The sequence below is a fragment of the Peribacillus sp. Hz7 genome (genome assembly GCF_042136355.1).
GTDB classification, from domain to species: Bacteria; Bacillota; Bacilli; order Bacillales; family DSM-1321; genus Peribacillus; species Peribacillus asahii_A.
Window position 1 is genome coordinate 22593 of the sequence record NZ_JBHHJV010000004.1, and the last position, 17654, is coordinate 40246.

At 38.8% G+C, this 17654-nt stretch carries 17 protein-coding genes; 6 read left to right on the forward strand and 11 right to left on the reverse strand.

Annotated elements, in window-relative coordinates; translation table 11 throughout:
- Window positions 1–234: 234 nt before the first annotated feature.
- Complete coding sequence (gene fabI / locus ACE199_RS07610) at window positions 235–1008, reverse strand: enoyl-ACP reductase FabI (protein ID WP_252293563.1); 774 nt, start codon at window positions 1006–1008, stop codon at window positions 235–237.
- A 182-nt stretch (window positions 1009–1190) separates the two neighbouring features.
- A complete protein-coding gene (gene mgtE, locus ACE199_RS07615; protein ID WP_375349218.1) occupies window positions 1191–2567 on the reverse strand; it encodes a magnesium transporter in 1377 nt (458 codons plus the stop codon).
- Between the two features lie 108 nt (window positions 2568–2675).
- Here mgtE and prpE point away from each other — a divergent pair, with 108 nt between their 5' ends.
- Window positions 2676–3419: a bis(5'-nucleosyl)-tetraphosphatase PrpE gene (gene prpE / locus ACE199_RS07620; protein WP_375349219.1), complete on the forward strand. Its 744-nt coding sequence runs from the start codon at window positions 2676–2678 to the stop codon at window positions 3417–3419.
- 86 nt (window positions 3420–3505) lie between these two features.
- On the opposite strand, the gene ACE199_RS07625 is transcribed toward prpE, so the two are convergent.
- The 3 genes from ACE199_RS07625 to yjbM are packed head-to-tail and all read right to left on the reverse strand — an operon-like array spanning window position 3506 to window position 5888.
- Window positions 3506–4408 carry an RluA family pseudouridine synthase gene (locus ACE199_RS07625; protein WP_375349220.1) on the reverse strand — a complete coding sequence of 301 codons (903 nt, stop codon included), beginning with the start codon at window positions 4406–4408 and terminating at the stop codon, window positions 3506–3508.
- A gap of 15 nt (window positions 4409–4423) precedes the next feature.
- The gene (locus ACE199_RS07630) at window positions 4424–5218 is read right to left on the reverse strand and encodes an NAD kinase (RefSeq protein WP_127759401.1); all 795 of its coding nucleotides are present in this window, start codon (window positions 5216–5218) and stop codon (window positions 4424–4426) included.
- A gap of 40 nt (window positions 5219–5258) precedes the next feature.
- A complete protein-coding gene (gene yjbM / locus ACE199_RS07635; RefSeq protein WP_127759400.1) occupies window positions 5259–5888 on the reverse strand; it encodes a GTP diphosphokinase in 630 nt (209 codons plus the stop codon).
- A 324-nt stretch (window positions 5889–6212) separates the two neighbouring features.
- On the opposite strand from yjbM, the gene ACE199_RS07640 reads away from it, so the two are divergent.
- From ACE199_RS07640 to ACE199_RS07660, 5 genes are all read left to right on the forward strand, one after another.
- Window positions 6213–6791 (forward strand): CYTH domain-containing protein, encoded by a 579-nt coding sequence (locus ACE199_RS07640; protein WP_375349221.1) that lies wholly within the window; start codon window positions 6213–6215, stop codon window positions 6789–6791.
- Window positions 6792–6819: 28 nt separating this feature from the next.
- Window positions 6820–7443, forward strand: a complete 624-nt coding sequence (locus ACE199_RS07645) for a lytic transglycosylase domain-containing protein (RefSeq protein WP_375349222.1) — start codon at window positions 6820–6822, stop codon at window positions 7441–7443.
- 260 nt (window positions 7444–7703) lie between these two features.
- A complete protein-coding gene (locus ACE199_RS07650; protein WP_375349223.1) occupies window positions 7704–8108 on the forward strand; it encodes a globin domain-containing protein in 405 nt (134 codons plus the stop codon).
- Complete coding sequence (locus tag ACE199_RS07655) at window positions 8105–9004, forward strand: ClpXP adapter SpxH family protein (RefSeq protein ID WP_375349224.1); 900 nt, start codon at window positions 8105–8107, stop codon at window positions 9002–9004. The genes ACE199_RS07650 and ACE199_RS07655 overlap by 4 nt, the downstream gene beginning before the upstream one ends.
- Window positions 9005–9583: 579 nt before the next feature.
- The gene (locus ACE199_RS07660) at window positions 9584–9751 is read left to right on the forward strand and encodes a hypothetical protein (RefSeq protein ID WP_375349225.1); all 168 of its coding nucleotides are present in this window, start codon (window positions 9584–9586) and stop codon (window positions 9749–9751) included.
- 51 nt (window positions 9752–9802) lie between these two features.
- Here ACE199_RS07660 and pepF read toward each other — a convergent pair whose 3' ends face one another.
- The 6 genes from pepF to ACE199_RS07690 form a co-directional block, all read right to left on the reverse strand.
- Window positions 9803–11620 carry an oligoendopeptidase F gene (pepF, locus tag ACE199_RS07665; RefSeq protein ID WP_375349226.1) on the reverse strand — a complete coding sequence of 606 codons (1818 nt, stop codon included), beginning with the start codon at window positions 11618–11620 and terminating at the stop codon, window positions 9803–9805.
- Between the two features lie 127 nt (window positions 11621–11747).
- Window positions 11748–12959, reverse strand: coding sequence for a competence protein CoiA (locus ACE199_RS07670; protein ID WP_375349227.1), 1212 nt, complete (start codon window positions 12957–12959; stop codon window positions 11748–11750).
- A 146-nt stretch (window positions 12960–13105) separates the two neighbouring features.
- A complete protein-coding gene (locus tag ACE199_RS07675) occupies window positions 13106–13342 on the reverse strand; it encodes a hypothetical protein (RefSeq protein ID WP_375349228.1) in 237 nt (78 codons plus the stop codon).
- Window positions 13343–13364: 22 nt separating this feature from the next.
- The gene (locus ACE199_RS07680) at window positions 13365–14837 is read right to left on the reverse strand and encodes an NCS1 family transporter (protein ID WP_375349229.1); all 1473 of its coding nucleotides are present in this window, start codon (window positions 14835–14837) and stop codon (window positions 13365–13367) included.
- A gap of 128 nt (window positions 14838–14965) precedes the next feature.
- Entirely contained in the window at window positions 14966–16252 is a 1287-nt protein-coding gene (gene preA, locus ACE199_RS07685) for an NAD-dependent dihydropyrimidine dehydrogenase subunit PreA (protein WP_375349230.1), read from the reverse strand.
- A gap of 27 nt (window positions 16253–16279) precedes the next feature.
- Window positions 16280–17653: an NAD(P)-dependent oxidoreductase gene (locus ACE199_RS07690; RefSeq protein WP_375349231.1), complete on the reverse strand. Its 1374-nt coding sequence runs from the start codon at window positions 17651–17653 to the stop codon at window positions 16280–16282.
- Window position 17654 lies beyond the last annotated feature (1 nt).

Below are 17654 nucleotides of genomic sequence, written 5' to 3' on the forward strand. Positions count from 1 at the left end.
TTTTTAAAAGCTCTTTTAATGAAATAAGGGACATTGTTTAAGTTAGCATTGAAATAAGATTGAACGTAAGGGAGAAATTAGCTTATGAAGGGAAAAACAGCACTTATTTTCCGGGAGCCAGTGGATTAATCGAAAATGAGCTCCTTCATTTACTCCTGAAGGAACAGGAATGTTACATAAGCGAAAAGAAAAAAGGACCTATTTGGCCCTTTTTTCTTTTCACTACTATCTTTATTACCCCAGAATATGATAACCAGAATCAACGTGAATGTTTTCTCCTGTAATTCCACGTGATAATTCACTAAATAAAAATAGCGCTGTATCGCCTACTTCTTCTGGCGTTGTCGTTCTTCTTAGCGGTGCTTCTTCTTCAATTTTCTTTAAAATTGTATTGAAGTCACGAATTCCTTTTGCTGATAGTGTTCGAATTGGACCAGCTGAAATCGCATTTACGCGAATATTGTGCTTACCAAGAGAACTAGCTAAATAACGAACGCTCGCTTCAAGAGAAGCTTTTGCAACACCCATGATATTATAATTCGGCAGCACTCGCTCACCGCCTAAGTAGGTCATCGTAACGATGCTTCCGCCTTCTGTCATCATATCTTGAGCAGCCTTAGCCACTGCTGTTAAAGAATAAGAGCTAATATTATGAGCAAGTAAGAACCCTTCACGGCTTGTATCAACAAACTCTCCATCAAGTTCTTCTCTATTCGCAAATGCCACACTGTGAGCAATTCCGTGAATCACACTATATTGTTCTTTAATCGTTTGGAAACAACGAGCAATGCTTTCATCCTGTGTAACATCACATTGTAAAATTAAAGGCTCTGCTCCTTCGAGAGTTGCTGCTAATTCTCGCACGCTTTTTTCTGTACGCTCTTGGCCATAAGTAAAAATCAATTGCGCACCAGCATTGTGTAAAGAGCGTGCCACTCCCCAAGCAATGCTTCGCTTATTTGCAACTCCCATTACGATATATGTTTTTCCTTTTAATGAAAAAGTCATGGATTGATGACCTCCTATATTCTAATACAAGTTATTAGTACCTGATACTAAACTCAGTATAACAAATGCCGCGCTAGAAACAAACTATTTTATATATTTTAGCTTTGTTAAACAATCTGCTGACAACATGACAAACAGACCTACCTTCTCTTCTGGGGTAAGCCTGCTTCGTTCTTTCATCGCTATAATAAATAATGCATAAACGTTGTCGCTAGTCCGAAGTAAATTAAAATGCTAATAATATCGTTAATTGTCGTAATAAAAGGTCCTGAGGCTACGGCTGGATCAATCTTCATTTTATGCATGAATAAAGGAACGAGCGAACCTGCCAGTGTCGCAACAATTAATGTAATAAAAATAGAAGCTCCTACTAATGCTCCAAGCAGCAAATCTTGTTGCCACACATAGACAATGCCTGTTACAACCACACCACAAATAGCACCTGTAATCAGCCCTGTTCCTGCTTCACGCATAACTAGTTTCCACTTGTTTTCATGTATTAAATCACCTGTCGCAATCCCGCGAACCGCAACAGCCAAGGCTTGTGTACCTGTATTTCCTGCCATCCCTCCAATTAACGGAATAAACACGGCTAAAATCGCTTTTTGACTGAGCGTTTCTTCAAACTGACCGATTAAGCTTGCAGTCATCATCCCGAGAAATAGCAAAATAATAAGCCATGGCAATCTTTTTTTTGCTGCAGAAAGCGGACTTTTATCCACACTATCTAAATCGCTCACACCCGCTAATTTAGAATAATCATCCGATGCTTCTTCATCCATTACATCAATAATATCATCGACTGTAATAATACCGAGCAAATGGTGTTTTTCATCGACAACAGGAACAGCAAGAAGATTATAATCTCGCATCTTATGAGCGACTTCTTCCTGATCTTCTGTTACTAGAACCGATACAACCCGATCATCCATTAAGTCTTCAATTACGGCATCATCAGGAGCAACGATAAGGGTACGAAGAGATAGTACGCCTAGTAACTTCTTGTTAGTATCTGTTACAAATACATAGTAAATCGTCTCTGCATTTGGAGCTTCCTGCTTTAAAGTTTTCATCGCAAATGATACGGTATCATTCGCTTCAACAGAGATAAACTCTGGTGTCATCAAACTGCCAGCTGTATACTCTTTATAACCAAGCAGCTCTTGAACCTCTTGAGCCGCTTCATCATCCATCATCGTTAAATAATTACTAGCTTGTTCTTCATTAAGCTCATGCAGAACATCAGCCGCATCATCCGCATACATATGCGAGAGCATATCCGCTACATAGACAGGATCCATTTCGGCTAAAAACTTTTCATAATCTTCTTCATCAATCTCAATATTCTCAAATAACTCGGCCATTTCCTTCGGTGCAACATAGCGATATAAAACTGCACGTAACTCTTCAGAAATATGCGTATAAAACTGGGCTTGATCATATGGATGAAGCTCGGTAAACTCCGCTCGAAATTGATCGAGATTTTCCGTTTTTAAAGCCTCTATTAATAAACCTACGTTAATTAATGTCGCTTCTTTCTCCTCTAACTCCACTAGCATGCTTTGCCCTCCTTTCATGCTGTAAAAATCAATCTATGTTTTATATTCATGAAAAAACACTATACTAATACCATATACATTATACAAATGAAACAAAGGATGTGAATTATGAAAATTGATATAATTGGTGACATTCATGGCTGTTTTACAGAACTTCAACAATTAACGAAAGAATTAGGGTATTCTTGGGAAAGCGGTGTACCGATTCATCCGGATGGTCGAATTCTAGGGTTTGTCGGTGATTTAACAGACCGCGGCCCCGATTCGCTAAAAGTAATTGACGTTATTCATCAGTTAGTCGTCGTTCAACAGGTAGCCTTATATGCTCCTGGAAATCATTGCAATAAACTATACCGATATTTCTTAGGAAATAAAGTAACCATTTCTCACGGCTTAGAAACGACCGTTGCAGAATATGAAGCTTTATCCACTCGGGAACAAAAAAAGATTCGCAAAAAGTTTATGGATTTATATGAACACGCTCCCCTCTATCAAGTAACCGATGGAGGGAAACTTGTCATTGCCCACGCTGGCATCCGCCAAGATTATATCGGGCAGACTCATCATAAAGTAAAAACCTTTGTTCTTTACGGCGATATATCTGGAGCTAAGCATCCGGATGGCTCTCCTGTTAGACGGGACTGGGCAAAGCAGTACAAAGGAGACGCATGGATTATCTATGGTCATACACCTGTTCCAGAAGCCCGTCAAGTGAATCATACGTATAATATTGATACAGGATGCGTCTTTGGCGGTAAATTAACAGCCCTTCGCTATCCAGAGTTTCAGTTATTTTCCGTACCGTCCACCATGCCTTATGTACCGGAAAAATTCAGAACATCCTTTGATTGAGAGTCTCTGTTAGTATAGGAATTTCCCATGACTATCAATCGCCATTCAACATAAAAAACTCGCACAAGCGAGTTTTTATGTTGAACTTATTTCTTTACTACTAAAGTTTTCATATCTTCTGGAAGGTCTTCCGTGAAGCTCATCGTACGCCTTGTTACTGGATGTGTAAACATTAAGGCATAGCAATGCAGTGCTTGACGAGAGATTTTATCCCGCGTCCCGCCGTATAAATCATCCCCTGCCAGCGGATGACCGATATACGCCATATGAACACGAATTTGATGCGTTCGGCCAGTGAGCAGCTGAAGTTCTACAAATGTATAGTTAGGCAATCGCTCTAAAACACGATACAACGTACACGCATATTGTCCATCTTCGCGCACTTCCCGTTCCATAATGCTCGTTGTTTTCCGACCAATTGGTTCCTCAATTCTGCCTTGATCAAGAGCAAGTGTCCCTTCCGCAACAGCTTGATAACGTCGTTTAACATCCCCTTGCTTCTGTTGTTTACTTAACAAGTGATGAATGTGACGATGTTTAGCAATTAGAACCAAACCCGATGTATCACGGTCCAGACGCGTTGCGATATGAATCGTTGCCGCTATATTTTGTTCTTTATAATAGCCTGCTAAAGCATTTGCTAGACTTCCATATGGATGTTCTCTTGAAGGAATCGTATTCATGCCAGCTGGTTTTTTCACAACTAAAAGATACTCATCCTCATAGATTATATCGAGCGGCAGTGATTCGGCACACAAGCCTGAACTCGGTTCTTCTTTCGGAAACGTGACAACAACTTGATCGCCCGCTTTAAGCTTTTCTCTTACCGTCACTTCTATCCCGTTTACCTCGATTCTACCGCCCTTAAATTTAATATCTGTTAAAGCCGCTTTTGAAATCTCCTGCTTCACCAAAAATTCTCGTAATAGACTTGCTGCCTCTTCTTCTGTGACCGTCCAGCTTAAGGAGAAACATGACTGACTAGACATCGGTTGTAAACTCCTTTAGTTTGCAATAAATGAATCATGTACCCTTTTCCAAAACGGAAATGGTCTAAATCTTGCAAAACGAATTTTTTCATCCGCTACGCGACATTGAATCGATTTAACATCTTCCTGAAGCAATGTTAAATGGTCGACCGTAATTTGGAAATTCACATCATTGACCGGACGCAGCGTACATGTATGATGTGCAGGAAGCAATAATGGGGAACCGATCGTTCTAAACACCCGATTGTTAATCGAGGCGAGTTCCGTTACTTGAATGGCATCAATAGAAGGATGGATAATCGCCCCTCCTAATGCCTTGTTATACGCCGTACTTCCCGAAGGCGTTGCAATACATAAGCCATCGCCGCGGAATCTTTCGAAATGCTGACCGCGAATTTCTACATCCATAACAAGCGTCCCTTCCACGCTCTTTACCGTTGATTCATTTAAAGCAAGAAATCTTGCTTCACGTCCGCCATGCTGATAACGCACAATCGTTTCAAGCAATGGATATTCAACAACTTGAAATGGTGTTTTTGCCAAGGCAATCACTAATTTTTCAATCTCATCAGGAGTCCAGTCCGCATAGAATCCAAGATGACCTGTATGAACACCGACAAAAGCCGTTTTATCCAGACGGTTTTTATAGCGATGAAACGCATATAATAATGTCCCATCCCCTCCAACGGATATCACGATGTCTGGTTGATCTTCATCATATTTCAAATTAAAATCTTGAAGATACGTTCTCATCCGTTGCATTAAATTATTCGATTTTGTATCTCCTTTTGAAGTAATTGCAAATTTCATACACCCACACCCTACTAGTTATATTTGTTTAACTAAACTATCAATGGTCCTTTGAGTCTTTTTTTCTAGAAAAAAGCCGTTGTGCTTCTTGAATTTCTAATCGAATTTGAGACATTTCCTCATCTAATAAAAAGGCCGCTTCTGCTGCGCGCTTCAAACGAATTTGAATGTCTTTCGGGAAATCGCCTTTATATTTATAATTTAAAGAATGTTCAATCGTTGCCCAGAAATTCATAGCTAATGTCCGAATTTGAATCTCTGCTAAGATTTTTTTCTCTCCATTAATCGTTTGAACTGGATAACAAATGACAACATGATATGAACGATAGCCGCTATTTTTTTGATGCGAAATATAATCTCGCTCTTCTATAATCTCAAAATCATTTCTATTTCTCAGCAACTCGACAACTTGCTTAATATCATCAACAAACTGGCACATCATTCTAATGCCTGCAATATCTTGTATTTCTGTATCTAACTTATCGAGCGGAATATTTTTTTGACTAGCCTTATCTAATATACTAGAAATTGGCTTAACCCGACCTGTCACAAATTCAATTGGAGAATGAACTTGTGCACGTTCAAATTGTACTCTCAATCCCTTTAATTTAACCTTCAGTTCCTCAACAGCCTGTTTATAAGGCGCCAAAAAATCATCCCATTGTTCCATTGCTGCACCACCTAATTCCCTCTAAACAAAATCTACTATTTGTTATAGCAGTTTCCCCTATCATTCGCTCACAAACAGCCTAATACTTTTAAGCCTGCAAATATATATGTATATTTATCCTACTTTTCTAGAATCTTTTTCGGGAGAACATAATTCTGCATAATCTTAGACATTATTTCTCCACTTAACGATTATATTTTATCATATCCTGCAGGCCATGCCTAAATATTGAAAAATTATCTGGAAAAATAATTGAAGAACATTTGACAGAAGAGTTCGTTCTTATATCATTAAAATAAAAAGGCTCAAAGAAAGGAATTACAGATGGACCAGCATATTGAAATTGAATTTAAAAACCTGCTCTCTAAAGAAGCATTTGAGAGGCTCGTACACTATTTCCAAATCGCACCTGATTCTTTCATCACGCAACAAAACCATTACTTCGATACGAAAGATTTTGATTTAAAAAAACAATATTCCGCTCTACGGATTCGCGAGAAAAACGAAGCATATGAGCTCACTTTAAAACAGCCGGCAAAAGAAGGCTTATTAGAATCTAACCAAGCATTATCTAAACAAGAAGCCGAAGCTTTTCTACATAACGGACTATTCCCCGAAGGTCCTATACAAGCACTTCTGATTCAAGCTAAGCTGAACCCGTCGGATTTCATATGCTTCGGTTCATTGCGGACAGATCGCGCTGAGCTCCCCTTTCAAGATGGATTGCTCGTCGTTGACCATAGCTTTTATGCTGGGAAAGAAGATTATGAACTGGAATATGAAGTGCAAGATGCAGAAAGTGGAGAAAAGATTTTCGGGGAACTGCTGGAAACACTTCAAATTCCGCTTCAAGAAACCGAAAATAAAGTTAAGCGCTTTTACGAAGCAACTTTTGGCGAATAATTTCGCTTCATAAATGGAGGTGAAATGGATGAATGTCCATACTATTAAAACGCTTATTGAGCTACAAGCTCTTCAATCACTTTCAAGCACGAATTCTACAAGCAGTCATTCTAATTCCCTTTTTCAAGATATGCTGACAGAAGTGCTGTCAAGTGACACACTAGGAGACAAGACCGCTCAATCATTAGGTTCTGTATGGAGCATGCTTTCTAACAATATACACATGCCGTCACAATCTCACGCAATCCCGCAAGAGAGTTCAACTTCAGACAAAAGAACAGATTATGATGCGATTATTACAGAAGCTGCTGCTTTATATAAACTGCCTGAGAAATTAATTAAATCTGTGATTCAACAAGAGTCTAATTTTAATTCAGATGCCAAAAGCTATGCAGGTGCTAGCGGATTAATGCAATTAATGCCTGCCACAGCGAGAAGTTTAGGAGTACAAAACATCTTTGACCCCGCAGAGAATATTATGGGAGGCAGTAAATATTTAAGCAATATGCTCACTAAGTATGATGGGGACCTTGAAAAAGCTTTAGCAGCCTACAATGCTGGCCCTGGAAATGTTGATAAATACGGTGGCATCCCTCCTTTTAAAGAAACGCAAAATTATGTAGCTAAAATCATGGATACATATTTAAGCTAAGCTTTTACAGTCGACTATGAAATGAGTCGACTTTTTTATCGTTATTTCTGTTAAATTCTGTTATTGATTTTAGGCTCATTCATATGAAATAATCTTATAAACTTATGGTCGTTTGAATTGAATCGATCACACATGTCTGTATAAAATTTTCATCAAGCTAGAAATTTGTGATATTAAGTGTCCATTGTTAAAATAATGATTAAATATCCGGCTAAACTAAAACAACGTCGGATTATCTTTTCATAAAAGGAGTAATCAGCATGACGCAAGGGAACCCTACACCATATGAAGCCATTGGAGAAGGGCAATTACACAGGTTAATTGATGCATTTTACTCCAAAGTTCAAAAGCATCCCGATTTGCATCCAATCTTTCCTGATGACTTAACTGAAACCATTCGAAAACAAAAACAATTTATGACTCAATACTTGGGAGGTCCTTCCCTTTATACAGATGAACATGGTCATCCAATGCTAAGAGCTCGACATCTTCCATTTGAAATTACACCAGAACGAGCAAAAGCATGGCTTTCCTGTATGTATGAAGCCATGGATGAAATCGGTCTTGAAGGTGAAATTCGTGACTTTTTCTATCATCGCCTCTTCTTGACAGCACAACATATGGTTAATACAGCTTCCACTGATGGGAAAGGAGAAGACAGTTGAGCGTTCATAAATCCGTTTTCAACATTTCCGATTGGAGTAAACGACAACATTGTTATGATATTGGAAAAAAGCCAATTGAGATTTATGTGTTTATTGACCCTCTTTGTCCTGAATGCTGGGGATTGGAACCAGTTATTCGAAAACTGCAAATTGAATACGGTCAATTATTTAGCTTACGACATGTAGTAAGCGGAAAACTAGCCTCTCTTAATGTCGGGAAAAATAAAAGTTTTGAACAGATCGCTCAAGCTTGGGAAAAAACAGCGAGCCGTTCCGGTATGTCTTGTGATGGTGATTTATGGTTGGAAGATCCTATCACCTCTCCGCATATCGTATCCATCGCGATAAAAGCAGCCGAACTTCAAGGAAGAAAATTGGCTATTCATTTTTTAAGAAAATTACAGGAATACATTTTTATTCAAAAGAAGAATATATCCAATATCGATGTGTTAACGGAGTGTGCCAAAAGCGTGGGACTAGATGTCGATGAATTCATGCATGATATCACTTCATCAAGCGCTTCGAAAGGATTTCAATGCGATCTAAAAATCACAACAGAAATGGATGTTCAAGAAATTCCATCATTAGTCTTCTTCAACCAAAATATCGAAGAAGAAGGCATTAAGCTATCGGGCGTGTATCCTTATGAAGTATATGTTCAAATTTTGGATGACATGTTAAAAGGTCTGCCCGAACCGAGTGCTCCCCCTTCTCTTGAACAATTTATGAGTTGCTTTACATTGGTCGCTACAAAAGAAATTGAAGCTGTCTATAATATGAATAAAAGTACAGTCGAACGAGAAATGAAAAAACTTGTTCTCAAACAAGTCGTAAAAAAAATCCCCGCTAAATACGGAACGTTTTGGAAATATACAAAAAAGCAGTCAGCTGAATGACTGCTTTTTTTTCACAAATAAAGAGCCATACATCTTATATGCATGGCCATTGTATAGAAAATAAGGGGTAGGAGAAATCTTTCACAATTAAACAAAAAGGTATGGGTTTGTTTGTGATTCATTTCACAATAAATATAACAGAAAACGAGACCGTTTATCAAGTAGCTTGTGCATAATTTCACAAAAAAATTACAAAACGTTCACTTATTATACTTATATATTGTATAACAGTATTTCTCCTTCTCTATTTCCTATTTTACAAACGCTATATTTAACGAAAAAGCCATGTAAATCTATGATTTACATGGCTTTTTATCTATTCATACGAACAAAGGGGATGGGAGAAATTTCACATGCAAACAAAGGGGTATAAGTTTGTAGTGATTTATTTCATATCTGTACTATATCAGATAAATGCTGTTTTTTCAATAAGTATGTGCGAGACTTCACATATTTGTCATAATCATATTTTTTTACAATCTGCATAAACTGTAAAACAAAACTTCCCAAATCCAATATTTAACTATATATGAAGATAAAGTTAAATATTATTTTAATATGACAAAGGAGAGAAATACAATGCTTAAGTTTATTATTTTACTTGCCCTTCTATTCCTCTCTATTTTTTTCCAACTGCTAGGATTTATGAAATTAATGCCTTTATCTATTACCTCCCCTATTTTATTTTTTGTTCTGTTTCTCTTTTTACATAGTGCGAACGAACGTAAGCGTTTTAAAGGGTTTTAACTAAAATAAGCGAAGCCCTCCTTTTGTTCTGGAGGGCCTCGCTTTATGTTTTTACTTTAATAGAAGTGATTCTAATTCATTTAATTTCTCTTCAAACACTTTTAATGCTTCACGAACTGGCTCGGCTTGTGTCATATCGACTCCAGCTTTTTTCAATACTTCAATCGGATAATCGGAGCTGCCTGATTTTAAGAATTCAATATATCTGTTAACCGCTGGCTCTCCTTCTTCAAGAATTTGTTTACTTAATGCTGTAGCCGCGCTAATACCTGTCGCATATTGATACACATAATAATTGTAATAGAAATGCGGAATTCTCGCCCATTCTAAGCCGATTTCTTCATCAATCACCATGTTATCACCAAAATACTTCTTATTTAACGCATAGTACTCTTCCGTAAGCATATCCGCTGTTAATGCCTCACCATTTTGAGCTTTTACGTGAATTGTATGCTCAAACTCTGCAAACATCGTTTGACGGAATAACGTGCCTCGGAAGCCTTCTAAATAATGATTTAATAAATAAATTCGCTTCTTCTCGTCCTCAATTGTATTTAATAAATAATCATTTAATAAGTTCTCATTACATGTCGAGGCTACTTCCGCTACAAAAATCGAGTAGTTTCCATACGGATATGGCTGATATTTACGCGTGTAGTAACTATGAACAGAATGACCGAATTCATGAATAAGCGTAAATAAGTTGTTCACGTTATTTTGCCAGTTCATTAAAATATATGGATTTGTGCCATATGTACCTGAAGAATACGCACCGCTGCGTTTTCCTTTATTCTCATGCACATCGACCCAACGATTTTCAAATCCTTCTTTTAGAACTTGTAAATAATCTTCACCAAGCGGCGCAAGGCCTTTTAAAACATAGTCTTTCGCTTCTTCATACGTTACTTCCATCTTCACTTCTTGTACAAGCGGTGTAAATAAATCGTACATATGAAGTTCATCAAGCTTTAGAACTTTCTTGCGTAAATCTAAATAGCGGTGTAGTAAAGGAAGATGCTCATTCACTGTTTCCACTAAATTATCATAAACCGCTTCTGGAATATTATTATTGCTTAGAGCAGCTTGACGGGCATTATCATATTTACGAACAGATGCATTAAAGTTTTGGCTCTTCACTTGTCCGGCCAGCGTGCTTGCAAATGTATTACGGAACTTGCCATACGTACTATATACTCCTTCAAAAGCTTCCTGACGAACACGACGATCCGTACTTTCTAAAAAGCGAATATAGCGGCCATGCGTAATCTCTGCATCATTGCCGTCTTCATCTTTAATCGTCGGGAATTTCAAATCCGCATTATTTAACATTCCAAACGTATTACTAGAGGCATCAAACACTTCTGAAGCTTGAGCTAACAATGCCTCCTCTGTCGCAGATAACACATGCGGACGCTGTAAATTAATTTCTTCAATCGCATGTTCATATAATTTCAATTCACTCTTTTCAGTCATAAACTGAGAAATTGTGCTTTCCTCAATGCTTAACAGTTCAGGAACAATATAAGCAAATGCACTGGATGCTTGTGCATATAAATTCTTCGCTCGGTCATCGAACCCTTGATAAAGAGAGTTCGTTGTATCTTGATCATAACGCATATGAGAGTACGCATAGACTTTCCCTAACTTCTCTAACACATTATCTTGAAATTGCAGCGCATTATATAATTGATCTGCACTTTCTCCTAACTTGCCTTGGAATTGATTCGCTTTCTTCAGCTCTTCTTTTACTTCCTGGTAAGCAGCTTCCCAAGCCTGATCTGATGCAAAAATATCCTCAAGTCTCCATGTATCCTCAACCGCAATATCTTGGCGTGATGGTAATGTATTCACCGATGTTTCCTTTGTCATTTAACATTCCTCCATTCAAAAGTACTTCCTCGATATGGATCCTTGATCATGTATAGCTTCTCCATACTAACTATTTCTTCATTCACTAGGAAACTCCTGCTCTTATTCCTCTATGACACGAAGTAGATCAAGCTTTTTCATTATAAATGATATTGTTCTTCTCAAGCATCCATTTATACTCATGGTAGAACATCTTTTCCAGTTCTTCCTGTTCCATCATCGTTTTGGGAATGGTGATTTCTTTCGTTAGCTTATAACAGCCTGCTGTCGTCTCTGTTAAATAACCTGCTTGTACTAAAAAGGCAATATATTCATAAACAGGATGAAACGCATCACGCTTTAATAGCGGTAATGTCCTTAATGTAATCACACCTTTAGCGACTCTTTTTTGAAAAGACTGCAAAAACGTTCGTAATTGCACAAATTGCCCTAGCTCCCTTTTATGTAAAACATCTAAATAAAGCCAGGCTTGCCACTCAATCGCAGCCGTCTTAATCAGCGTCATGCCTTTGACTGGAATTCCGACTTCAATAGGCAATGTCGCTGCGGTTAAGCGATGTCTATATAAAGCGAGAAAAAATGGGTTATGTAGATTAGCTGTTTTCACGCGATGAAGGCACCAGCTTTTCCGTTTATAACGCCATAGTGTAATAAATGGGAACTGTTCCTGGATTCGAGGAAGAAGGTGTTTAGGTGAAAGAAGCTGTAATGAAGCAGCGGTCCTTTCGGCAAACACGGTTGCAGGAGAAAAAGGCGTAATGCCTTTAAGGGCAAATACTTGATTGCGCTCTGGACAATACGTCCACAAAAAAGGATAGGCACTGACCCCTGTTACAAACAGCCATTGAAAAGCGGATAATCTATACTCTTGAGCGTCCACTCTTTTTATATTTTTCTCAGCTAAAATCCAAATTGGTGTAATATCGAGGCTTTTATAGGATTCTGTTCGTTCGATAAATACGGCTTCACTAATCGTCGAGCACTGAAATTCAAAGGCGTATGTTTGTTCTTCAACCTTTACTAGAATATCCGCCCGCTTCTTAATAACTGGTAAATAAGCTTCTAATTCTGCTTGATAACCATGGTCCTTCACCCAAGCAAAAATTTGTCGTTTCGCAAGTAAATGATAGGGTGACTCAGGTTCTGATGAGGCATGACAAGAGGTATTACTTTTGTGGGCAAAATGGGGAATTTTCATAGCTCCTGCTTTAATGACAAGCTCCGTCGCACAGCAAGGACAATAGTAGGGAGCGGACGCTTTAATCAAAGCGAGCATGTTTGCTGTAAGTATTTCCGGCAAAGTGATCAGCGTCCCATCACGGCTTTTGGCAGTTAGCATACTTTACCTCCTTATATAGGATATATACATACTATAACATTTATCATCCTCCATTTTCCTGTTTATTAGTTCCGTACAATAAAATCAAAGAAAAGGGAGCCCATATTATATAATATAGTCCCCCTCTCTTTATGTTTAAAGCTTTGTTATAAAACGCTGTTCGTTGTTTTTTGTTGTTCTAGTAACTTAGCAGAAAGATATTTTCTTGCATTAGGAGTTAAAATGTTTAGAATCTCTTTTTTCTTTTCAGATAATTCATCACTTTTTTCGAACTCTACTAAAGCACCATCCAGATTCTCGGTAATGTACTTAACCCTATACCCATTTTGGATAAGGAAATCTATTTGATCTCGTTCTTTTACATACTCTTGATACTCTGACATACAGCCTCCCCCTTCCGTACATCTACAATTTTTCATTCACCACTTTAGGTGCTGTCACCGTTTCTGGCTCCACTTCAATTTCCCAATCACGCCCAACCGTTATGCCTAAATATTTTTCATCATTAGGCTCCTCAATCTCAGCTTGCGGATATTTTTTAAACCACCAATACTTTGCTAAAACATAATAAACAATAGCCCCAACAGCAAACCCAACTAAAGAAGAATAAGCTGGTAATAAATTAGCGGTAACTCCTCCGATAATCCATGCAATCATTCCGGCCCAGTTAAATCCTTTCATATATTTAAACTGGCCATCTACTTCATAAAGATCGTGCACATTCACACGTCTTTTTCGAAGCAAATAATAGTCTGCAAATAAAATACCCACAATAGCCGTTAAGATGCCTCCAATAACGAGTAAAGCAGAATTAAGAATATCGAATAAGCTCCAAGGCTGAGCAAGTATACCGATAATTCCAGCAATGATAACACCTACCCAAAATGGAACCTTTGGCCCGCCTACATTGGAGAAGATCGTTGCGGCAGGAATGACATTGGCTGAAGTATTTGTCGACCATTGTGCTAACACAATCATAAGAAGCAAGATTCCTAGTATAAATCCATTTGCAGCTTCTTGTAGAGCGACGACAGGATCAGCAGTTGATACCGCAATATAACAAACGGCACCAATGACAACCATAAATGTGTTCACAATTGGCATAACAATAATCGAACCAACTAGTTGCGTTTTATTTCGTTTAAACCAGTTTCTTTCATTTTTAGGTGCTTTAAAAAATCTAGATAAGGAAGGCATATCCGCTGCTAGCGTAGCCCAGAATCCCATATTCGCCATCACGACTACCATAAATGCTGTAAACGCAGCAGCACCTGTTACTGGGCTTTCCACCCATGTCCAAATATCTTTCCCTTGCCCTGCTGCATTATCAGCTAAAGCAATATACATCCAGCAAGAAATGATAATGATGACGGGTGCAGCCAAATCGGCAAAACGTTCGATTGATTTAATCCCTAGCGATGTATTAATCAACTGAGCAGCTGCAAAAAGCAGGAAGCAAATAAACCAATTATCAAAACCGAATAGTAAGTTTAAAATTCCATTGATAGCCGTTGATCCGAAATAGGTGTTAATCCCAAACCAACAAGCGGCCGTTACTCCACGTATAATAGATGGAATATGTGTACCAATCGTTCCAAATGGAGCCCTCATATAAACAGGGAAGGAAAGACCATGTTCAACTCCTATATCACCGATAATCGTCATAAAAATTCCGATTGTAACAGATCCAACGAGAGTGGCAAGGATAACGATTGGAAGTGGCAAATTGATTATGGCAGCACCGCCAATAGCAAAGGCCGCTAACACAATAGCCATTCCGACCCAAATCACTGAAAATCCAAATGCACTTATACTTCTGTCCCTATAAGAAATAGGAAGCAAATCAGGAGATTTTAAATAATTACTATTCTTTTTCATGACGACATCTCTCCTTTACTTTTTGAATTTTCAGTTTTATATTTATAATTTATATAGGAAACTCAAATTCTTTCAATCTATAGATGACAGGAAGAGGTAGGTAAACTCAACACCTCTTCCAACACTGTTTATTTAGCTACGGGATCGATAGCACTGGAAGCAGCTCCAATTACAGCTTGATGTTCGTTCCATGTCATCGGTGGGAGTTCACTCGGAACTTCTACCATTTCAATTGCCCCTTCAACTGGACATACGATGGAACATAAATTACAGCCAACGCAGTCCTCTTCTCGTACCTTTAACTGACTGTTTCCATTCGCATCCTTTAATAGATCGATACATTGATGCGACGTATCTTCACATGAAATATGGCATTTATTACACTTAATACATACGTCATTGTTAATTCTAGCTACGACTTTATAGTTGAGATCAAGTTCGCCCCAATCCGAATATTTAGGAACAGATTTCCCAACTAAATCCATGACGGAAGTTAATCCTTTTTCATCTAAGTAATTATTCAATCCGTCAATCATATCCTCCACAATTCTAAATCCATGATGCATAGCCGCTGTACAAACTTGCACGCCGGTTGCACCCATTAGCATAAATTCAACGGCATCTTTCCAATTAGAGATTCCGCCAATTCCAGAAATCGGAACGTTAATTCTCGAATTTCGAGCACATTCGCCTACCATATTCAAGGCAATCGGTTTAACGGCTGGTCCGCAGTAGCCTCCATGAGCTCCTTTACCGGCAACATGAGGAATGGTATTCCAACTATCAATATCCACACCGGCCAAACTGTTAATAGTATTAATCATACTAATCGCATCTGCGCCGCCATTTACCGCAGCTTCAGCTGTAACGGTAATATCCGTTATATTAGGTGTCAGCTTGACGATTACTGGCGTTTTCGCCACTTCCTTTGCCCAATAGGTTTGTTTTTCTACTAATTCCGGCACTTGACCCGAGGCGGCTCCCATTCCTCTTTCTGCCATTCCATGTGGACATCCAAAATTCAATTCAAGACCATCCACACCTACATCTTCTACTCGTTTGACAATTTCATGCCATTTCTCTTGCTTCGGTTCGACCATCAAAGAAGCAATGATTGCATGATTCGGAAATCGCTTCTTTGTTTCGTATATCTCCTTTAAATTCACTTCTAGCGGACGATCCGTGATTAATTCAATATTGTTAAATCCAGCCACCTTTTGACCGTTAAAATGAACGGCAGCAAATCTGGATGAAACATTTAAGATTGGATCCCCTAACGTTTTCCAAACAGCGCCGCCCCAACCAGCTTCAAAGGCACGTTGAACTTGATACCCTGAATTTGTTGGAGGAGCAGAAGCTAACCAAAATGGATTCGGTGATTCAATTCCCGCTAAATTAATACGTAAATCTGCCATGACTGTTCCCTCCCTTATTTTCTTTTCTTATGCAAGTTCAGATACTGGATTTGACAATACTTGATGAATGGCGTAAGCACTCTCTTTTCCTTGCTGTGCAGCAGATACGACCATCGCCTCTCCCTGACCTTTTCCAAAAATCACATCCCCGCAGGCAAATACTTTTTTGTTGGATGTTTGAAAAGTAGTCGGATCAATTTTCACAACTCCATCCATATGTTCTAATTCAAATTGTTCAATGAGCTCGACATATCTGGATTGACCGATAGCTTTGATGACCGCATCGACTTCCAGTGTAAATTCGGACCCTTTAACCGCTACAGGACGGCAGCGGCCATCTTCTCCTTGTTCACCTAATGCCATTTTGATGCATTCGATTGCTTTCACATTTCCTTCTTCATCACCTATGATTCGTTTCGGAGCGGTCAGCCATCTAAACTCCACGCCATCTTGTTTCGCAAATTCATACTCAAACTCATAGGCTGTCATCTCATCCATTGTACGTCGGTATAAAATTTTTACATTGCCTGCACCTAAACGGACGGAACATGTCGCTGCATCAATCGCTGTATTTCCTGCTCCGATTACCGCAACCCGCTTCCCAAGCAATCGATTGGAAATAGGCTTTGTTTTCGTTTCTTTCACAAATTCGATCGCATCGTAAACTCCCGATAGCTCTTCTCCACTTATCCCGATATCCGGCACCTTCGACATGCCAATTGCCAAGAGAACAATATCATGTTCGTTCATAATTTCAGCTACGGAAATATCTTGACCAACCCTTGTATTTGTTCGAATATTCACATGTAAGCTTTTAACTTGATCCACTTCCCAATAGGAAACTTCTTTCGGAAGTCTGAAGGAGACAATCCCATACGTATTTAATCCCCCAGCCTTTTCTTCCGCTTCAAAAATCGTAATCTCATATCCTAACCGGGCAAGTTCCCTAGCTGCAGCTAAACCAGCTGGACCTCCTCCAACGATTGCAACGGTCTTTCCGTTCTTCTTCCCTGCTTCAAATAACACCTGCTCGTTCTTTATCGCCCAATCTGTTGCATAACGCTGTAGATTTCCAATCATAATCGGTTTAGTAGAATGATTCAGAACACAGGCTCCTTCACATAATTCCTCCGTCGGACAAACACGCGCACAGCTTGCTCCAATCGGATTGGCCTCCATAATGGCCTTAGCGGATCCTTTCAAGTTGCCGGAAGCAATTTTTTTGATGAAGCTTGGGATATTGATTCCCGTAGGACACGCATTGATACACGGAGCGTCATAACAATAAAGGCATCGGTTCGCTTCTTCAATGGCCTCCTGCTTTATTAATCCTGGATATGCTTCTTGAAAATTTTCATGTAAATGATCTAATGAAACTCTTAATTGATTGACAGAACTCAAT

What these genes read in the sequence shown, in the direction of transcription:
- pepF (WP_375349226.1), bottom strand. Translation starts at nt 11,620, where the DNA reads ATGACAAAGGAAACATCGGTGAATACATTACCATCACGCCAAGATATT.
- ACE199_RS07650 (WP_375349223.1), top strand. Translation starts at nt 7,704, where the DNA reads ATGACGCAAGGGAACCCTACACCATATGAAGCCATTGGAGAAGGGCAA.
- ACE199_RS07645 (WP_375349222.1), top strand. Translation starts at nt 6,820, where the DNA reads ATGAATGTCCATACTATTAAAACGCTTATTGAGCTACAAGCTCTTCAA.
- mgtE (WP_375349218.1), bottom strand. Translation starts at nt 2,567, where the DNA reads ATGCTAGTGGAGTTAGAGGAGAAAGAAGCGACATTAATTAACGTAGGT.
- ACE199_RS07680 (WP_375349229.1), bottom strand. Translation starts at nt 14,837, where the DNA reads ATGAAAAAGAATAGTAATTATTTAAAATCTCCTGATTTGCTTCCTATT.
- ACE199_RS07660 (WP_375349225.1), top strand. Translation starts at nt 9,584, where the DNA reads ATGCTTAAGTTTATTATTTTACTTGCCCTTCTATTCCTCTCTATTTTT.
- ACE199_RS07675 (WP_375349228.1), bottom strand. Translation starts at nt 13,342, where the DNA reads ATGTCAGAGTATCAAGAGTATGTAAAAGAACGAGATCAAATAGATTTC.
- ACE199_RS07625 (WP_375349220.1), bottom strand. Translation starts at nt 4,408, where the DNA reads ATGTCTAGTCAGTCATGTTTCTCCTTAAGCTGGACGGTCACAGAAGAA.
- yjbM (WP_127759400.1), bottom strand. Translation starts at nt 5,888, where the DNA reads ATGGAACAATGGGATGATTTTTTGGCGCCTTATAAACAGGCTGTTGAG.
- fabI (WP_252293563.1), bottom strand. Translation starts at nt 1,008, where the DNA reads ATGACTTTTTCATTAAAAGGAAAAACATATATCGTAATGGGAGTTGCA.
- ACE199_RS07670 (WP_375349227.1), bottom strand. Translation starts at nt 12,959, where the DNA reads ATGCTAACTGCCAAAAGCCGTGATGGGACGCTGATCACTTTGCCGGAA.
- ACE199_RS07630 (WP_127759401.1), bottom strand. Translation starts at nt 5,218, where the DNA reads ATGAAATTTGCAATTACTTCAAAAGGAGATACAAAATCGAATAATTTA.
- ACE199_RS07640 (WP_375349221.1), top strand. Translation starts at nt 6,213, where the DNA reads ATGGACCAGCATATTGAAATTGAATTTAAAAACCTGCTCTCTAAAGAA.
- prpE (WP_375349219.1), top strand. Translation starts at nt 2,676, where the DNA reads ATGAAAATTGATATAATTGGTGACATTCATGGCTGTTTTACAGAACTT.
- preA (WP_375349230.1), bottom strand. Translation starts at nt 16,252, where the DNA reads ATGGCAGATTTACGTATTAATTTAGCGGGAATTGAATCACCGAATCCA.